The sequence below is a fragment of the Rossellomorea sp. NPDC071047 genome (assembly GCF_050270195.1).
GTDB lineage: Bacteria > Bacillota > Bacilli > Bacillales > Bacillaceae_B > Rossellomorea.
The window spans coordinates 61957-79917 of the sequence record NZ_JBNNJT010000005.1 but is presented as its reverse complement, the minus strand read 5'-3'; the positions used below and the strand labels follow the sequence as shown (position 1 = coordinate 79917).

Genomic DNA, 17961 nt, shown 5'->3' with positions numbered 1-17961 from the left:
GAAAGAATGTCTACATACCATATGAAAAGAGGTTGTATCGATGCAAAGAATACAAATGACGGAAGACTTATCATTCTCAAGAATCATTCATGGGTTGTGGAGACTTTCAGACTGGAATCAATCCAAAGAAGACACTCTTTCTTTAATTCAGCACAATCTTGAAAACGGAATCACGACTTTTGATCACGCAGATATTTATGGCTCGTATACATGTGAAGCGTTATTTGGTGAAGCTCTGAACCTTCAGTCATCCTTAAGGGAAAAAATGGAGATTGTGACGAAATGCGGTATCGTCCTGCCTTCTGACAATCGTCCGGAACATAAGACACATCATTACAACACGAGTAAAAAGCATATTTTGACTTCTGTTGAAAACTCCCTGCAGAACCTGAAAACGGACTACATCGATTTATTATTGATTCACAGGCCAGATCCATTTATGAATGGAGAAGAAGTGGCTGAAGCCTTCACTCAATTGAAAGAGGAAGGAAAGGTCCGTCATTTCGGAGTATCCAACTTTAAAGATCATCAATGGAATATGCTTCAATCCTACTTACCTTTTCCGTTGATCACCAATCAAATCGAATTATCTGCATACCATTTAGAAAACTTTGAAGACGGTACGTTAAACCTTTGCCAAGAGAAGCGTGTCGCACCGATGGCCTGGTCACCACTCGCAGGCGGGGCGATCTTCAGAGGTGAAGATGAGAAAGCCGTTCGTCTTCAACATACATTGAAGAAAATTCAAGAAGAAACAAATGCAAAGGGAATTGACGAGGTTCTATATGCATGGCTACTTAATCACCCGGCAAACATAATGCCCATCGTCGGTTCAGGTAAAAAGGAACGCATTCAACATGCAATCGACTCTATGTCCATTACATTAAATCACGATCAATGGTTTGAGATCCTGCAGACCTCTATGGGGCATGATGTTCCTTAAAGCTTTCAACAACAAAAAAGACGATCCTTTTCTTGTAAAAGGTTCGTCTTTTTTTATTGAGCTATATCTCCACCAACATAATATTCCAGATAGACATCTTGTAGTTCATTCATCGAGAGCTCATAAAGCTGCTTTCCAAAATACTTATATACGCCAATCCTTAATAATTGTTGAATGTAGAAGTCTTTTTTAAATTCGGGTGTCTTTTGTTGCTGTGATTTATTTTCTTGATGTAACATGTTCATCCCTCCAGTTGAGGATATACCCCACATCAGGAGGGAACTAAACATCTTCTTATACATTGGTAATATTAGGAGAAAGCGAGAGCTGTTACGTACAAATGTGATGGTGGCCCTCTGTGACACTTTTCCCTTCAACTTGAATGGTAGAGTGATGAATATCAAATTCCTCTTCAAGAAATTTGGATACCTTTAATAGAATCATATCTCTATCCACTTCTTTTTCCACCACTACATGACAGCTCAGGGCTGTGAATTCCGAAGTGATGCACCACACATGAAGGTCATGGACTTCAATGACTCCCGTAATTTCGGCCATACCCATTTTCACTTTGTCGGTATCTATGTTCGCTGGCGAGCCTTCCATCAAGATGTGTACAGAATCTTTCGTGACTCTCCATCCGGATATCACGATAAGAATCGCCACAATAACAGATGCAATAGGATCCGCCAAGTTCCAATTAAAGAAATAAATCAAGAGTCCGGCTGCGATGGCCCCTACTGACCCCAACATATCACCAAGCACATGGAGAAATGCACTCCGGACATTCAAGTTATGCTCCGTATCGCCTCTCATTAAAATCCATGCGACAATAATGTTTACAACCAGACCTATGCTGGCGATCACGATCATACCTGGTGAAACCATGGGAGTATCTATGAAACGATGATACGCTTCCCAGAAAATATAGAGGGAAACGAAAATCAACGTGATGCCATTAATAAACGCAGCCAGTATTTCAAATCTCTTGTACCCATACGTCTTCCCTTTATCCGACGCCTTCTCACCTATATAAAAAGCTGCCAAACTAAGACCTATGGCGGCTGCATCACTAAGCATATGCCCCGCATCAGAGAGAAGAGCAAGACTATTTGTGACGATTCCACCTATGACTTCTACAATCATAAAGGTAAAAATAAATAGGAAACTGATTAATAATGCTTTTTTATTCTGATTGTGTCCATGGCTGTGGTCGTGACCCACATGACATCCCTCACTTCCTGTCTCTTACTCTTAATAACCTGAGACCATTCAACGTAACGAGTAATGTTGCTCCCATATCGGCAAAGATTGCGATCCATAACGTAAGCCAGCCGGGGATTACAAGTAATAATGCAAGAAGCTTGATCCCAATGGCAAACGAGATATTCTGTTTAATGATGGTAAGCGTTTTTCGACTTAAACGGATGATATATGGCAGTTTTGTAAGGTCATCGTTCATTAACGCGATATCTGCCGTTTCGAGTGCTGTATCGGTTCCTGCCCCGCCCATGGCAATTCCTACATTTGAGGTTGCCAGTGCAGGGGCGTCATTAATGCCATCCCCTACCATTGCAACTTTTCCATACTTGTTCATATAGCGCTTGACAAAGTCTAATTTATCTTGTGGCAGCAGGCCGGCTTTGATTTCTTTGACACCTATTTTTCTTCCAATCGACCTGGCCGTATTTTCATGATCTCCTGTCAGCATCACCGTTTGCTCGATACCCAAATGATGAAGGCTGTCGATGATTTCGCGACTTGTTTCCCGCACTTCATCGGCCACGGCTACAAGAGCTAATGGATTATCAGCAATTCCGAACACCATGACCGTTTTCCCTTCTCTTTGAAGGCTTTCAATTTCTGTAGAAGGGGGATTAGCAAAAAGGCTTTCCGTTCCAAGGAAGTATCTATCCTCACCAATTCGCCCACTGATTCCTTTACCTGTATGGGATTGGAACTCAATCACTTCACAATCCCGATACTCAATGTTCAGCGCTTTCGCTTTTTTCAGAAAAGCGTGAGCAAGTGGATGCTGGGAGTGAAGTTCAAGTGCAGCCATCTTCATCCACAATTCTTCTTCCTCTGCGTTACCTATTAGGATGACATCAGTCACTTCGGGTGTTCCTTTTGTGAGTGTACCAGTTTTGTCAAAGGCGATGGCCTTTAATCTTCCTAATTCTTCTAAATACACCCCGCCTTTTATGAGAATGCCATTTTTCGCAGCGTTTCCTATCGCGGTTACAATCGCCACCGGAGTGGAAATGACCAGGGCACATGGACACCCCACCACTAAGACAGATAGCCCCTGATAGACCCATGTCGACCATTCCCCTCCAAAAAGCAACGGTGGAATAATAGCCACAAGTAAAGCAATACCCATAATAATCGGTGTATAATATTTAGCGAATACATCCACAAAAGCTTGGGAAGGTGCCCTCTCTCCCTGAGCTTCCTCAACTAAATGAATAATTTTGGCGAGAGTCGTGTCTTCAATACGCTTCGTTACCTTAACCTTTAAGTACCCTTCTTCGTTTAACGTTCCTGCAAATACAGCATCACCATGAAGCTTTTCCACAGGGACCGACTCTCCTGTGATCGCCGCCTGATTGACAAAAGACGAGCCCTCAACAATATCACCATCCATGGCAATCTTCTGACCAGGCTTCACGATCATCATGTCACCTACCTCAATCTCCTCTGCATCAATAAGCAGCTCTTTTCCATTCCGGATGATGAGGGCTTGTTGTGGTGCAATATCCATTAGTGAACGAATCGACTCACGGGCCTTATCCATGGAGTAAGACTCCAGCACTTCACTGATGGCGAACAGGAGAACGACAATGGCTCCCTCACCCCACTCACCGATAAATGCTGCACCGATTATTGCAATCGTCATTAGGGTTCTCATATCGAACTCTAATTTGAGTAAGTTTTTGAATCCTGTTTGAAATAAGCGAAATCCTCCTACAACAATGGCAGTTGCAAATGAAAGAGTAGAAAGGATTTGATTGTTATCGATTTCAGTAAATGGAATGGAATAAGCAAGAAGGATAAAGAAAACTGATAAAAGTAAATGCTTATATTTCTTGTAAAAAGGTTCTTTTTCTTCCTCTTGTTTTCTTATTCCGTCTTCTGTTAAGCGAAGCCCTTCAAATGCTCCTGCTTTTTCCACCGATTCCTTCGTAGATTCTCCGTAAACGGTAATCTTCGCTGCTCCAAAGTTCACTTTTGCATCTACCACTCCATCGAGATGCTGAACGTTCTTCTCGAACTTGGCCGCGCAACCCGCACACGTAAATCCTTCGACCCGGTAGGTTTGCTTATGGGCGGTTTTACCAGTCACGTTCCTCCACCTCCACTTGATGCGTCAACGCAATTTCAATTAACTGTTTCACATGATGGTCGTCTAAGGAATAATAAACGAGCTTGCCTTTTTTTCTGAACTTGGCTAACCCCTGCTTTTTTAATAGACGCAAATGATGGGATGCGGTCGCTGTTGAAGCATCAACAATATTTGCCACATCGCATACACATAGTTCTTCTTCGATCGTAAGTGCATAAGCAATTTTCGCTCTTGTTTGATCAGAAAGTGCTTTAAAGATTTCAGCTACCTTAGAGGTATTGTGTGATAAAACCATTGATTTTAAGCGATTGACCTTCTCATCTTCCACACACGCTACTTCACATATATCCGTCTCTTTCATCTCGTCACTCCTCTAACATTCAAATACTCTTTTGAATATAGTATAGAAGAAATGCTGATAATGTTCAAACATTCTTTTGAATGTGAAGAGATTTCAGGAATGAATTGACTGATTAGACGAATTCCGGGCACAAAAAAAGCCCTGGCTTATATCCAGAGCTAATGAAAAAAAATATATTAATTTTGTTGAAGCTTTTTCCGATCACGTTTCATAAAGAGATCCAATGTTACCCAGAAAACAACAGATGATATCGCAAAGATGGCAATTGCAAAGTATATCTCTTCCGTTTTCCAGTCTAATCGGGGAATAAGCAGGCCAAGTACGCCTGATAATATATAGTAGCCACCTATTAATTGCAGATATAATCGTCCAGTTTGGGATTGAATATTTTCCAGATAGCCTTTCCCTGCTTTGCCAAAGAAAATAGCTATTCCTCTTAAGATGACATAAACCGAAAAGGCAATGATAAGGGCTACAACAAATCCTTGGTTAAACACGTCTGCCATAATCGTTCTCCTTTCCAACTATCCATTGATTCGTATCCTTGTTTTGTCTATTTCTATTCTCTATGATGAAAATTGTTATTTCTAACAATAACCGAATGACCTGCACATTGCAACGAACTTTGGATACGGATAAGAATGTGATACTTTTAAAAGGATATACTCATTGCAACCGGATTTCAAGTGCTATCTTGCTTCATTTTTTACGGAACCATGACTTTTCTATTCAGGAGGTGTTTGAAGCTTTAGAAGGGGCCTTCGATTTACTCCCTTTCTACAGCTTTTGCTCATTGGACATTCTACTTAATTTATTTCTCGTTGCTGTTTTAATTGCGCTGACGGCTTTCTTCGTCGCATCAGAGTTTGCCATCGTCAAGGTAAGGAGCTCTCGTATCGATCAGCTGGTATCTGAAGGAAATCAAACGGCCATTGCTGCTAAAAGAGTCATCTCCCATTTGGACGAATACCTTTCTGCCTGTCAATTAGGCATTACCATCACAGCCCTCGGACTCGGTTGGTTAGGTGAACCGACCATCGAGACGTTGCTTCATCCGGTGTTTGAGGAGCTTGATTTAAATGCCTCCATTACAAGTATCATTTCATTTGGACTCGCATTTTCCGTCATTACCTTTTTGCATGTGGTGATTGGAGAATTGGCACCGAAAACCTTCGCCATTCAAAAAGCAGAGAAAGTCACTCTTCTATTTGCAAGGCCATTGATATGGTTTTATCGACTCGCTTATCCGTTCATATGGGCACTAAACGGCTCTGCCCGGGTGTTCACCGGGTTATTCGGATTAAAACCCGCTTCTGAACATGAAATTGCCCATTCCGAGGAAGAGCTTAGGATCATTCTTTCCGACAGCTACAAAAGTGGGGAAATCAATTCATCCGAATTCAAGTACGTAAACAAAATTTTTGAATTCGACGAACGAATCGCAAAAGAAATCATGGTTCCGAGAACGAATATCGTGACTCTATCCTCAGATTCCACCATTGATGAAGTACTCACCATCATAAAAGAGGAACGCTATACGAGATATCCTGTTGTAGAAGGCGATAAAGATAATATCCTCGGTATTGTGAATGTGAAGGAACTGCTGACAACACTCGTGAACCACAAAGAAGAACATGAAGACTTAACTTCCTTTATCAAGCCTGTGATCCGTGTCATTGAAACCATCCCTATTCAAGCGTTACTCGTCAAACTTCAGAAAGAACGGTCGCCGATGGCCGTACTCCTGGATGAATACGGTGGGACTGCCGGTCTTGTCACGGTTGAGGACATCATCGAAGAAATTGTCGGGGAAATAAGGGACGAGTTTGATATCGATGAAATACCTGAAGTGCAGAAGGTAAAAGAAGATCATTATATCTTTGACGCCGTCATGCTCATTGAAGATGTGAATGACCTTCTCGGCATCTCCATTGAAGAGGATGAGGTCGACACGATAGGAGGCTGGTTCCTGACTCAGAAATACGAAGTTAAACTGAATGACAAGATCGAGGAACAAGGCTATTGCTTTAGAGTGAAAGAAATCGATGGCCATCACATTCAATATTTAGAGGTTTCGAAAATGGCATAGCAGCCATGATGAAAAGAACGAGTCCGATTAATGGCTCGTTCTTTTTCTCTTAGTGAATGCAGCATCCGGAAAGCCGGTATGCAAATTCGACTCCAGCCAGAAACACATTTCACTATGGAATAAATCCTTTCATTAATGGAAAAATAACTACAAACATTTATGAGAGGTGAGTTATGACTAGCATCATTGTTGGATTAATCCTGCTTATGGTCTTGGCTTATTTAGGCTGGTCAATCATTTGGATCGCTCCCCTGGTTGCAGGCTTAGTGGCACTAATGAGTGGTCTCGACCTGCTTCCTGCCTATACGGAAACTTATATGACTGGATTTGTGGATTTTGCTAAAGAATGGTTTCCTGTATTCCTGTTCGGAGCCATTTTCGGAAAATTGATGGAAGACGTGGGAGCAGCACAATCCGTCGCATACAAAATTACGAACATTATCGGTAAAGACAGAGCTATTCTGGGCGTCCTGATCGCTGCTGCGGTTTTAACATATGGCGGTGTGAGCTTATTCGTTGTTGTATTTGCGATATATCCACTGGCTATTGCCATGTTCAGAGAAGCGGATATCACACGAAAACTGTTGCCGCCGACTTTCGTATTGGGGGCTTTCACCTTTACAATGACAGCCATCCCGGGTACACCACAGATTCAAAACTTGATTCCAATCGATTATTTTAAAACCTCCCCCACTGCCGCTCCGATCATCGGTATCGTCGGCGGATTAATAATGGCGGCTGGAGGGTATTTTTATTTAAGATGGCGTCAAAAACAATTTACAAGTAAAGGAGATACGTTTACCGAACCTAAGGGTGGGAACGATGTAAAGGAAATTAAAGAATCTGAGCTTCCTAACTTCTACTTATCATTTCTTCCCCTTGTCATTGTCGTCGTTACACTGAATGTTTTTAAGTGGAACATTCTGACCGCTCTGCTTGTTGGAATACTTTCGATATTATTAATTAACTTCAAACATTATAAAAAATTCATCCCTGCTGTCAATGGCGGAGCAAAGGGCTCAGTCATGGCAGTAATTAACACAAGTGCAGCAGTTGGTTTCGGAGCAGTTGTCACAGCCGCACCCGGTTTCAAGACGTTAACGAAGCTTATTCTAGGCATTAAAGGTAACCCCGTCATATCTGAAGCAATAGCTGTTCAAACTCTTGCAGCTATTACTGGATCCGCTTCAGGAGGAATGGGGATTGCCCTTGAGGCTTTGGGGGATAAATATTATGAGTTGTCTCAAACGAGTGGTATCAGTGCAGAAGCTTTCCATAGAATTGCATCCATTTCATCAGGGGCATCGATTCTGCCTCATAATGGTGCACTCCTGACCTTATTTGCCGTAACAGGGCTAACACATAAAGATTCGTACTTGGATGTAGCTGTTGTCGGGTTGCTTATTCCTACGATTGCAGAAATCGTTTCAATCATCCTGGCCAATATGGGAATTTATTAATTAGAGGAGGAAAAGAAGATGGTCAATGAAAAAGTTGTATTCATTACAGGTGCTGCAAGGGGAATTGGTTTTGAAATCGGAGAACACTTTGCTCAAAATGGTGCGAAAGTGGTTCTCTCAGACATCAATCAAGAAGGGTTGGATGAAGCGGTAGAAGAACTGAAAGACAGAGGATTCGATTGCCTGGGCATTAAATGTGATGTTACCAGTGAAAAAGAAGTGAAAGCGGGAATTGATAAAACAGTTGAGCACTATGGCCGCATAGACGTGTTAATCAATAACGCAGGTATTCAACACGTAGCTCCAATTGAAGAATTCCCTATTGAAAAGTTTGAGCTTCTGATCAAAATTATGCTGACCGCTCCATTTATCGCAACAAAATTTGTTTTCCCTCATATGAAGAAGCAAAAATTCGGTCGCATCATTAATATGGCATCCATTAATGGACTGATTGGTTTTGCCGGTAAAGCGGCATACAACAGCGCCAAGCATGGTGTCATTGGTCTGACAAAGGTATCGGCTTTAGAAGGTGCCGAGCATGGGATTACCGTCAATGCCCTATGCCCCGGATACGTGGATACCCCCCTTGTCCGTAACCAATTAAAGGATATTTCAACAACTCGTGGTGTAGAGCTTGAAAAAGTATTGGAGGATGTCATTTACCCTCTTGTTCCACAAAAAAGATTATTATCAGTAGAAGAAATAGCAGACTACACCATTTTCCTATCCAGTGACAAAGCAAAAGGTGTAACTGGTCAGGCCGTCGTTTTAGATGGGGGATATACTGCTCAATAATACGCACAGAAAAATCGGATCAAGGAACTGATCCGATTTTTCTTTAGTTCATATTTTCAGGTAATACACCTAAATCGATTCCCCATACGAGTGGCATGAAAAAATAAATCAAAAGTGTAATAAATAAGATACTAATCAGATTCAACCATATCCCCGCCTTGACCATGTCTCCCATTTTGATATAACCTGATCCGAATACGACAGCATTCGGAGGCGTAGCCACCGGCAGCATGAAAGCACATGAAGCAGCTAGGCCCGCCGCCACCATCAAACTATATGGGTGAATATTCAAGGCAGCTGCAAGGGCAGCCATTATCGGGAACATCATCGTGGCTGTCGCCGTATTGGACGTAATTTCCGTTAAGAAAATAACGAAGGCCGTCACTGCAAGAAGAATAATAATGAAGGATATCCCTTCAAGAATCGTTAGTTGCTGTCCAATCCACTCTGCCAACCCAGTCTCTTTGAAACCCTTGGCAATGGCAAGACCTCCACCGAATAAGAGCAGGATCCCCCATGGAAGTTTCTTCGCATCGTTCCAATTGATCAATCGCGATTCTTTTCTTCCTGGTAGAAGAAATAAAACGAGTGCTCCTGTGATGGCTATGATTGTGTCATCCAGTGACGGAACCCATTGATTCAATAGAAACGATCGAGTGATCCAGCATAGGGCTGTAGTGACAAAGACCGTAAGAACAAGCTTTTCTTCAAATGAAATGCGACCAAGAGACCGGTTCTCTTTCTCCACAATCTCCCTTCCCCCAGGCAGTTCTTTAATCTTTAATGGAAAAGCCACCTTAATTAAATACCACCATGTAACAAATAAGAGAATAGCGGCAAGTGGAACACCAAAAAGCATCCACTTCGCAAACGAGAAATCAATACCGTACAACTGTTTCACTACTGTAGCAAATATCGTGTTTGGAGGCGTTCCGATCAACGTTCCCAAGCCTCCGATCGATGCACTATAGGCAATCCCCAGCATGATCACTTTACTGAAGTGCCCCGTTCTATTGGCCCCCTCCTTTTTTAAACTTTCATTAACTTGATAAATCACGGCTGTTCCAATCGGAAGCATCATCATAGCCGTTGCCGTATTCGAGATCCACATAGATAAAAAACCAGTAGCCAGCATAAATCCAAGGACGATTCTCTCAGTGCCAGTACCAATCAACAAAATGATATTCATGGCAATCCGCTTATGTAAGTTCCACTTTTCCATCGCAATCGCAATGATGAACCCACCCATAAAAAGAAAAATCGTACTATCACCATAGGCAGACGTGACATCCCCGGATTGAAGAGCTCCCGTAAGCGGAAACAAAATGATCGGCAACAAAGCAGTTGCCGGGATAGGTATCGCTTCTGTTATCCACCATACTGCTATCCATGTTGTACCTGCAAGGACAGAAACAGCCTCTTTAGATAAACCATCAGGCGAAAAAAATAACATGATAAGAATAAACAGTAAGGGTCCTAGGAAAAAACCGATTTTCTGTCTTGGATTTGCATTAGGCTCCGGAACAAGATTTGTATCCCCCGTGCGAGAAGCAGCAGGCGTACTTCCTGAAGTGAAAAATTGCAAAGTGTCCATCACATCTCCGTGCCATTTCCAAAGTGTCCCCCATGCGTTTTTCACAGTTAGCATCTATTCATTCCCCCATTACTCGTCTTACTAAAACTCTATCGACCATCGAAAGCGCTGTCAAATACAACCCCTTCAAATAATGTAAATATCTGAATATTCACTCCTTTATTCCTACTCTCCTTTTGTTTTCTCCTTCAAAGGATGTACATCTCTAGAAGGACCTTCATCCTCTCTCTACTAAACAGAAAACAAACCATATCTTCATAAACCTTTTCGTTGTAAAATATTGTTATAGAGTAATGACTGTTATTTCAAAGGAGACACTATGAAAATCTATTGGCAAATAAGCTATTTCGTAATAGGGTTACTTATTTTCAGCTATGGAATCAGTATGTCCATCAACGTGCAATACTTAGGGATCCATCCATGGGATGTATTAAACATTGCCTTATTTGATAAGTTCGGCTTAACGATTGGCACGTGGAATATAATTGTCGGTGCCACCTTGATTGCAGGCACCCTGGTCTTGAAAGGGAAGTATGTTCGTATCGGGACGATTCTTAACGGTGTGATGGTTGGCATGTTGGTCGACTTCTTTCTATTTTACGACCTGCTGCCTCCTCAAACGAACATAGTCGCAGATATCCTGATTCTGTTATCAGCGGTTATTTTAATGGGGGTTGGCGGGGGATTGTATTCAGCGGCACACCTTGGCACAGGTCCTCGGGACGGGTTTATGCTTACCATTTCAGATTTAACGAATCTTTCAATCAGCAGAGTCCGGATCATGTGTGAGTGTGCCGTATTACTGATCGGACTGCTTCTTTCCGGTCCAGTCTTCGTTTTTACTTTTATTTATACGTTTATTCAAAGTCCCATCTTTCAAAAATCCTTTTTATTTTTCACAGATAGACTCAATACCCGTTTCACTAGTCGAAATAATGTAAGTATGTAAAAAGGACAAAATGCCTGAGGCAGTTTGTCCTTTTCTACGTTATGACATCTCGCATGCCACTAAGCCGTATTGTTGATGGGGATTTAATTGCTTTATAAACTGAAATAGTTGCTGCACCTGTTCATTATCCATATCCCGCTTATAGTAATCCTCCAAGACCGACAACATTTCATCCGGGTACATCAAACACGTATGACTTCCCCAATCCGTTTGCCTGCCTTCTATTTTTTTATAGTAAATGCCATCCAATAGTGAGAAAAAGAGTTCGTACCCTTTCGGAAAAAACGGACTGATCCTTTTCGGGTAATTATGATTCCAGTCCCCTCCTTCATAATGAAATGTCTGGTCCGTTAAATCACCGATAAAGACTTCAACATCTGCCATTCCCGTCTCCTCCTAAAGTTTAAAATAATCTCTCTTTTTATCGTATAAGCCAGTCCATCTATTTAGAACCCCTTTAGCTTTTTAAAAAAGGCTCTTTTCGCAAAGATTGTTATTTTCTAAAATAGAATCTGCCAGGGCTCTGTCAACCAGGTTTATGCTGGATGGTGAGGGGAACTGCTCCGCTTTCCTCGGACGTTCGGCCGAGCCTCCTCAGCTTCGCTTCCGGGGTCTCGGCACGACCGTACTTCCGCAGGAGTCTGCGCAGTTCCCCTCACCATCTTTAATAGGATTTTCATGACAGAGCTTCAAGGTGTCCAAGAAAACAATGTAACGAGAAAAAATATTCTTTTTCTTAAAAGGAAGATCAATCTCTACTTACCTTAAATGAGATGGTTTGCTAAAATTCTTGTTTTTATTGTTTTCCATTAAGGATTCATGCTCAGAAAGTTGATTCTCGCTGCAGGATGATCGACTCCTGCGGGAATAGCTGGACAGGTGAGACCCCGGAGGCGCAGCCGAGGAGGCTCACCGCCAGCCCCGCGGAAAGCGAGCATCCTGGAGCGGAAATCAACTATTACTTTTTCCTCTACAATAGCCACAAACTTTACGAATAGAGCCTAAAAAAAACAGCCGTTCCAGGATTTCATCTGGAACGGCTCTGCCCATTTACAAATATTTTCGTTGCACGCTTCGCCCATCATACGTAAATAACATATCACGGTTCTCCACATGCGTTTCGATATGGACCGGTCTTCCCCAAAGCTGATGCAGATAAGGTAAAACCTTTTCCAAATACTTAATATCGAGTTCCACGTCTTCGAACCAGTGCTTCAGATAAAGCTCCCCGCTCTTCATATAATCCCCATCATTCACGGTGATGTATGGGAACCCTCCATTGACCCTCATCCCCACCAGCTGGTCCCGTACATGAGTCCATTCTTTATCGACGATTTTGTAGTCCTTCCCTTGCTTCTGGAATAAATACATATCTTCTCTCGTGACAAGATCTTTCGTTAAATAGTTACGTAAGAAGGAAATGTCTGATTCAATCTCACGAACCTCAAACATTTTTTCACGGCCTGAATTTGGTTTCACCCCACGCTTTTTCATTTCATCCGTAGGGTTGTCGAAGCGATCTTCAATATCTTCAAAAATCTTCAATCCTAAATAATATGGATTGATCTGCGTACGGGAAGGCTGTACAACACCTGCATTCAGTTTGGCAAATTCAATGGACTCTCCACTCGTCAAATCCATTTCACGTATGATGCGCTGATGCCAATACGAAGCCCAGCCTTCATTCATGATTTTCGTTTCAAGCTGCGGCCAGAAATACAACATCTCTTCCCTCATCATCGTCAGTATGTCCCGCTGCCAGTCAGACAACTCCCTGCTGTACTGCTCAATAAAAAGAAGAATATCCTTTTCCGGCTGTGGCGGGAACTTCTTCTTCACTTTCTTCTTTTCCCTGCTCTTAGGTTTTTCATCCAGCGACCACAAATCATCATAAGGAGTCGCATGAGACACTTCTTCCTCAACCCATTCGACATCATCCATCGTCCAGGACAGCTTCGGACGCATCAATGACGGGTCAATATGCTCATCCACGGCAAGCACCGCATCAAGAAAGTTTTCAACCTCCTGCTTCCCATGCTCGATCTCATATCTTCGCACCCGCTCTGCCGTAGCCGCCATACTTTCCACCATATCCCGCTTCGTATTCTGGAATCGCACATTATTCTTAAAGAAATCACAATGGGCCAACACATGGGCAACAATCAACTTATTCTGAATAAGCGAATTCGAATCCAATAAAAACGCATAACAAGGATCCGAGTTAATCACGAGCTCGTATATTTTACTTAAACCCAAATCATATTGAAGCTTCATCTTATGAAATTGTTTCCCAAAACTCCAGTGAGAAAATCGGGTCGGCATCCCATAAGCACCGAATGTATAAATAATTTCAGCAGGACAAATCTCATAACGCATCGGATAAAAATCAAGACCAAACCCGGCTGCAATCTCAGTAATTTCCCCTATCGCATTTTGTAACTGCCTTTGTTCCTCTAAATTCATCGCCATCCCCCTCTTTATACTCTTATCTAAATGTATGAAGAGAAAAGGGATTTGATGAAAAGAAAAGCGAAGGCGGGTTGGGCAGGCCCGACAAGCATAAGATGAATCGACCGGAAAGGCGCATTTTGCCTTTTTGGTCGATTTAGCTTATGACCTCGAGGGACTACCCGCCGGAGCTGGACATAAAGAAAAGCGGAGGCGGGTTGGGCAGAGGCGACAAGCATAAGGCGGATCCGCACAAAAGGCGCTCTTTGCCTTTTTTGTGGATTTGACTTATGACCTCGAGCCTCTAGCCGCCGGAGCTGGACAATGAGAAAAGCGGAAGGGGCTCGCACTGGGGCGACAAGCATAAGACGAGTAACCCGGAAAGGCGCCCTTTGCCTTTTTGGGTTACTTGGCTTATGACCTCGAGCCCCAAGCCCCTGGAGCTGGACATAAAGAAAAGCGAAGGCGGGTTGGGCAGGTCAGAAACAAACAAAAAAGCTGTTCTCTATCACATGATAGGAACAGCTTTTTCATCAATGTTATGTCCGAAAATCCTTTTGCAACTGCATCACAGGGATGAGAGTACCCAGTAGTATGAGTGCTGATAGGCAGAAAATCATTGAAATACTTAGTACTTCAAGAAGCAGCCCCACCCCTACAGATGATAAGCCAAACAGCAATGTTGTTAATGCTCCCTGGGCAGCATAGATTTTCCCCAATTCTTCAGGCGGTGCACTTTCCTGCAAATACGTTTGAAGAACGACATTTTTAATTTGATCAAACAAACCGAACACAAAGGATAAAACAAGTGCAAGGAGAGCAACCTTATTCCAGGCAAAGACGAGTGTCACACTTGAGGTAAAGACCATGCAAAGCGGGAGCCATCTATCCCTGTGCTTTGAAAACAAGCCGTGAAGCTTAAAAATCAAATAAGAAGCAAGAACCAAGCCTACAAAGAAGCTGGAGTTGATGAACCCCCACCATTCTTCTCCTCGCTGCAATTGCAGATCAACATACAAATACAAAACAGCCGCAATCCAAACGGTGCCTGAAATCGACTCTAACCCATAGATCCAAAACACGGGAACTAATCCCTTTCTCTTTCTAACCTCTGACCATCCTTCTCCAAGCTGCTGCCACCAAACTTTCCTCACTTCTAAGCTGGCACTTGGGATAACAGGCAGCTTCATCATAAACAGGGTACTTGCAAGAAACAAAACAATGATCACGATAAAAAGATTCGTTTCATTTATGAGCGATAATAAGATCCCACCTAATGCCCAGCTTGAAAATTGTATCGTCTGATCGACGGTGGATAAAAACCCGTTCGCTCCCATCAACTCTTCCCGTTTTACAAGAAAAGGCACATACGAATTTCGGGCAGGCAATGCCCACCCATCTAAAAATGAGATGATACTCGCACAACATAAAAAGAACCACACATTGTCAATATTGAGTACCATTAACAAGAGAAAGAAACATAATAAGAATGTTTTCCCCATTTGAGAGTATGCAATTAAACTCTTCATTTGACTGCGATTTAATAGAAGAGGTGCCACCATACTACTAATGAAACGCGAAAACGTAATAACCAAAGGAACGGCCGTCATATAAATAGCAGAGCCCGTTATATTGTAAACTAGGGAGATCAACCCTACTATATACAACACATCTCCCATATTCGCCAATGCTTGACCGAACCACAGATTTCTAAATGCATTGGAATGCAATATCTCTTCCTCCCTCTATTCAGTTTTTTATTAGGTCAGAAAAGATCGCATCACATTGGATTAATGAACCCCTTTCAAAAAATAATACGATTTATGTATAGGTTTATTTTATCAAACAGTTTCAATTTTTGCAGTGAATACTTTATTTTATGCTCCCCGAACAAAAAAAGCCTTCTATTTAGAAGACTTTATCTGTTGCACCTATTCTTGCACCGTAATGTTCAGTATTTTTTCATTATCAAGATCGTGTACGACGACTACAAGTACCTTTTTCTCTGCATTGTTCTCTTGAACGGTAAATTCAAATGAATCGGCCACTTTGTTTTCAGTCATTTTCTTTCTACCCTGGTATTGATAATCCTTCACAGGCTGACCAGGATAATCTTCTTTAATGACGGCTGTGGCAATCCGGCCAAATTTTTGATAATCCGTTGGTTGAGCATTTGCATGACTTGAAAATAACAGAAAAAACACGGTTGATGCAATCACTATGACTTTCTTCATTATCATCACCTCTGTTTGCGTTTCATTAATAGGATGAATTAAATTCACTGATTTATTCACCCAATAGTAGGAAAACAAGCAACTGCAACATAACCAACTTTTACAGAGAAATAAAAGCGGTTTTCTCCATACAATATGATTACCCCTTCAAAAGGAGGGAAACCAAGTGAACAAAGTCGATTACGATCGGGCCTTGTATTACACTCACCGATCAGAATGGGATAACCTGTTGATCCTCATGGTGAGAACGAAGGATGACCTTCTTTCGAAAAGAATTGAACACTTCTTACATGCGTATCATTTTTCTAATGATTACACGGTTGTAGAGCGTAACCTATATACGCTTTTACGATATATTGAACATGCAAACTTCACCTATAGTGTCGAGCAACCACTTGAGGAAACCTTTGCAGAGATGTAACAAAAAGAGAATTCCACCTACGGCTGATCCAATTAGTATGCGCTAATGGATCAGCTTTTATTATTTTGGCATGTATAAATTGAACCAAATAAAAAAACCGGCACAATGCCGATTTTCCCGTTTAAGAAGATATTTCACTTTTCACTAGCTCAGCCGCTTTCACATACACCTTCAGTTCCCTCATCAGATCATCGACTAATTTAGCAGGTTCTTCTAAGAGTCCGTCCCCTTCATAATCAAAGCAGTGCGGATCAAGGATTAGCTGCTTCGGAATGACGTTCGCATATACTCCACGGCCGACGATGCGAAGGTTGTTCAAGCAGTTGATACCTCCTTTACCTCCACCGGCACATGCAAGTAGTGCCACTGGCTTGTGGGCAAATTGCTCGCTGCCAAGGAAATCGAGTGCATTTTTCAATGTCCCGCTCATACCGCTGTGATATTCAGGAGAAGCTAAAATGACGGCGTCTGCTTCCTTCACTTTTTGTTTAAGTGATTGAACGGATTCAACCTCTGATTGATCCTGCTCCCCGGTGTACAAAGGGAGTGATCCATCACTTAAGTCAATAAGGTCACACTCATACGTCCGTGCGATGAATCGCGATGCAATTCCAGTACGCCCGCGTTTTCTTGGACTTCCGTTAATAATTACAATACTCATGATCGAAAAATCCTTTCCGGTTTAGTTTGATGTCAGTTGATGTTTAACGGCATATAAAGCCGCCTGGGTTCGATCCGTTACTTCCAGCTTTGAAAAAATGTTTGAAATATGAGTCTTGACGGTTTTTTCCGTTATATAAAGGCTGGAAGCAATCTCTTTATTACTCTTCCCTTTTGTAAGCTCAATCAAAACATCCTTCTCCCGTTTGGTAAGCTCATGGATTTTGTGGGGGGGTTCTTTTCTGGAAATACGGGTAAGTAAATGGTTGGTTGCCTTAGGATGGAGAGAGTTTTCCCCTGATAAAAGCTTTCGGATGCTATTCACTAATTCATCTGGTTCAATATCCTTTAATTGGTACCCTGCTGCTCCTGCTTCTATGGCTGGAATCACATGATTTTGATCAGAAAAACTGGTGAGCATCAGAATTTGAATAGCGGGATGATTCTTCTTTATTTCCTTTGTTGCTTGAATTCCATCCATGACCGGCATCATTAAATCCATTAAAATGATATCCGGTTCCAATGTTTGAGCTAATTGAACGGCTTCTGCACCATTCTTCGCTTCTCCAACGATATCCAGGTCCTTTTGTGTTTTCAAAAAGAATACAAGACCTCTTCGTACGACGTGATGGTCATCGGCTATTAACACTCTGATCATGCA

18 protein-coding genes are annotated in these 17961 nt (G+C 42.1%); 6 read left to right on the top strand and 12 right to left on the bottom strand.

All coding sequences use genetic code 11. The features are described 5' to 3' along the window. Nucleotides 1-40: 40 nt before the first annotated feature. Nucleotides 41-943: an aldo/keto reductase gene (locus tag ACQKFO_RS17010; RefSeq protein WP_427600060.1), complete on the top strand. Its 903-nt coding sequence runs from the start codon at nucleotides 41-43 to the stop codon at nucleotides 941-943. Between the two features lie 53 nt (nucleotides 944-996). Here ACQKFO_RS17010 and ACQKFO_RS17005 read toward each other — a convergent pair whose 3' ends face one another. The 5 genes from ACQKFO_RS17005 to ACQKFO_RS16985 all read right to left on the bottom strand — a co-directional run bounded on the left by ACQKFO_RS17005 (nucleotide 997) and on the right by ACQKFO_RS16985 (nucleotide 5156). Beyond that, entirely contained in the window at nucleotides 997-1182 is a 186-nt protein-coding gene (locus ACQKFO_RS17005; RefSeq protein ID WP_181778105.1) for a Fur-regulated basic protein FbpA, read from the bottom strand. A 91-nt stretch (nucleotides 1183-1273) separates the two neighbouring features. Beyond that, complete coding sequence (locus ACQKFO_RS17000; RefSeq protein WP_427600059.1) at nucleotides 1274-2167, bottom strand: cation diffusion facilitator family transporter; 894 nt, start codon at nucleotides 2165-2167, stop codon at nucleotides 1274-1276. Between the two features lie 10 nt (nucleotides 2168-2177). Further along, nucleotides 2178-4289, bottom strand: coding sequence for a heavy metal translocating P-type ATPase (locus tag ACQKFO_RS16995; RefSeq protein ID WP_427600058.1), 2112 nt, complete (start codon nucleotides 4287-4289; stop codon nucleotides 2178-2180). After that, on the bottom strand, nucleotides 4279-4650 hold the full coding sequence (locus tag ACQKFO_RS16990; RefSeq protein ID WP_427600057.1) for an ArsR/SmtB family transcription factor: 372 nt from the start codon (nucleotides 4648-4650) through the stop codon (nucleotides 4279-4281). Before ACQKFO_RS16990 ends, ACQKFO_RS16995 begins: the two co-directional genes overlap by 11 nt. A 176-nt stretch (nucleotides 4651-4826) precedes the next feature. Next, nucleotides 4827-5156 (bottom strand): hypothetical protein, encoded by a 330-nt coding sequence (locus tag ACQKFO_RS16985; RefSeq protein WP_149155038.1) that lies wholly within the window; start codon nucleotides 5154-5156, stop codon nucleotides 4827-4829. Between the two features lie 287 nt (nucleotides 5157-5443). Between ACQKFO_RS16985 and ACQKFO_RS16980 the strand changes: the two genes are divergently transcribed. The 3 genes from ACQKFO_RS16980 to ACQKFO_RS16970 all read left to right on the top strand — a co-directional run bounded on the left by ACQKFO_RS16980 (nucleotide 5444) and on the right by ACQKFO_RS16970 (nucleotide 8994). Next, nucleotides 5444-6739, top strand: a complete 1296-nt coding sequence (locus ACQKFO_RS16980; protein ID WP_427600298.1) for a hemolysin family protein — start codon at nucleotides 5444-5446, stop codon at nucleotides 6737-6739. Nucleotides 6740-6912: 173 nt separating this feature from the next. Further along, the gene (locus ACQKFO_RS16975; RefSeq protein WP_427600056.1) at nucleotides 6913-8199 is read left to right on the top strand and encodes a GntP family permease; all 1287 of its coding nucleotides are present in this window, start codon (nucleotides 6913-6915) and stop codon (nucleotides 8197-8199) included. A gap of 18 nt (nucleotides 8200-8217) precedes the next feature. After that, the gene (locus tag ACQKFO_RS16970; protein ID WP_427600055.1) at nucleotides 8218-8994 is read left to right on the top strand and encodes a 3-hydroxybutyrate dehydrogenase; all 777 of its coding nucleotides are present in this window, start codon (nucleotides 8218-8220) and stop codon (nucleotides 8992-8994) included. Between the two features lie 43 nt (nucleotides 8995-9037). Here the strand turns inward: ACQKFO_RS16970 and ACQKFO_RS16965 are convergent, their stop codons facing one another. After that, on the bottom strand, nucleotides 9038-10642 hold the full coding sequence (locus ACQKFO_RS16965) for an SLC13 family permease (RefSeq protein ID WP_427600054.1): 1605 nt from the start codon (nucleotides 10640-10642) through the stop codon (nucleotides 9038-9040). A 265-nt stretch (nucleotides 10643-10907) separates the two neighbouring features. On the opposite strand from ACQKFO_RS16965, the gene ACQKFO_RS16960 reads away from it, so the two are divergent. After that, nucleotides 10908-11537 (top strand): YczE/YyaS/YitT family protein, encoded by a 630-nt coding sequence (locus ACQKFO_RS16960; protein ID WP_427600053.1) that lies wholly within the window; start codon nucleotides 10908-10910, stop codon nucleotides 11535-11537. Nucleotides 11538-11576: 39 nt separating this feature from the next. Here the strand turns inward: ACQKFO_RS16960 and ACQKFO_RS16955 are convergent, their stop codons facing one another. From ACQKFO_RS16955 to ACQKFO_RS16940, 4 genes are all read right to left on the bottom strand, one after another. Beyond that, on the bottom strand, nucleotides 11577-11921 hold the full coding sequence (locus tag ACQKFO_RS16955; protein WP_427600052.1) for a hypothetical protein: 345 nt from the start codon (nucleotides 11919-11921) through the stop codon (nucleotides 11577-11579). 666 nt (nucleotides 11922-12587) lie between these two features. Next, a complete protein-coding gene (locus ACQKFO_RS16950) occupies nucleotides 12588-14000 on the bottom strand; it encodes a SpoVR family protein (protein ID WP_324747667.1) in 1413 nt (470 codons plus the stop codon). A 524-nt stretch (nucleotides 14001-14524) separates the two neighbouring features. Next, entirely contained in the window at nucleotides 14525-15715 is a 1191-nt protein-coding gene (locus ACQKFO_RS16945; RefSeq protein WP_427600051.1) for an MFS transporter, read from the bottom strand. A 201-nt stretch (nucleotides 15716-15916) separates the two neighbouring features. Continuing rightward, the gene (locus ACQKFO_RS16940) at nucleotides 15917-16219 is read right to left on the bottom strand and encodes a DUF3889 domain-containing protein (RefSeq protein WP_148968280.1); all 303 of its coding nucleotides are present in this window, start codon (nucleotides 16217-16219) and stop codon (nucleotides 15917-15919) included. A gap of 166 nt (nucleotides 16220-16385) precedes the next feature. Here ACQKFO_RS16940 and ACQKFO_RS16935 point away from each other — a divergent pair, with 166 nt between their 5' ends. Beyond that, the gene (locus tag ACQKFO_RS16935; protein ID WP_044337863.1) at nucleotides 16386-16640 is read left to right on the top strand and encodes a YhdB family protein; all 255 of its coding nucleotides are present in this window, start codon (nucleotides 16386-16388) and stop codon (nucleotides 16638-16640) included. Between the two features lie 121 nt (nucleotides 16641-16761). On the opposite strand, the gene ACQKFO_RS16930 is transcribed toward ACQKFO_RS16935, so the two are convergent. After that, the gene (locus tag ACQKFO_RS16930; protein ID WP_427600050.1) at nucleotides 16762-17301 is read right to left on the bottom strand and encodes an NADPH-dependent FMN reductase; all 540 of its coding nucleotides are present in this window, start codon (nucleotides 17299-17301) and stop codon (nucleotides 16762-16764) included. A gap of 21 nt (nucleotides 17302-17322) precedes the next feature. Further along, nucleotides 17323-17958: a response regulator gene (locus ACQKFO_RS16925; protein WP_427600049.1), complete on the bottom strand. Its 636-nt coding sequence runs from the start codon at nucleotides 17956-17958 to the stop codon at nucleotides 17323-17325. Between the last annotated feature and the right edge of the window lie 3 nt (nucleotides 17959-17961).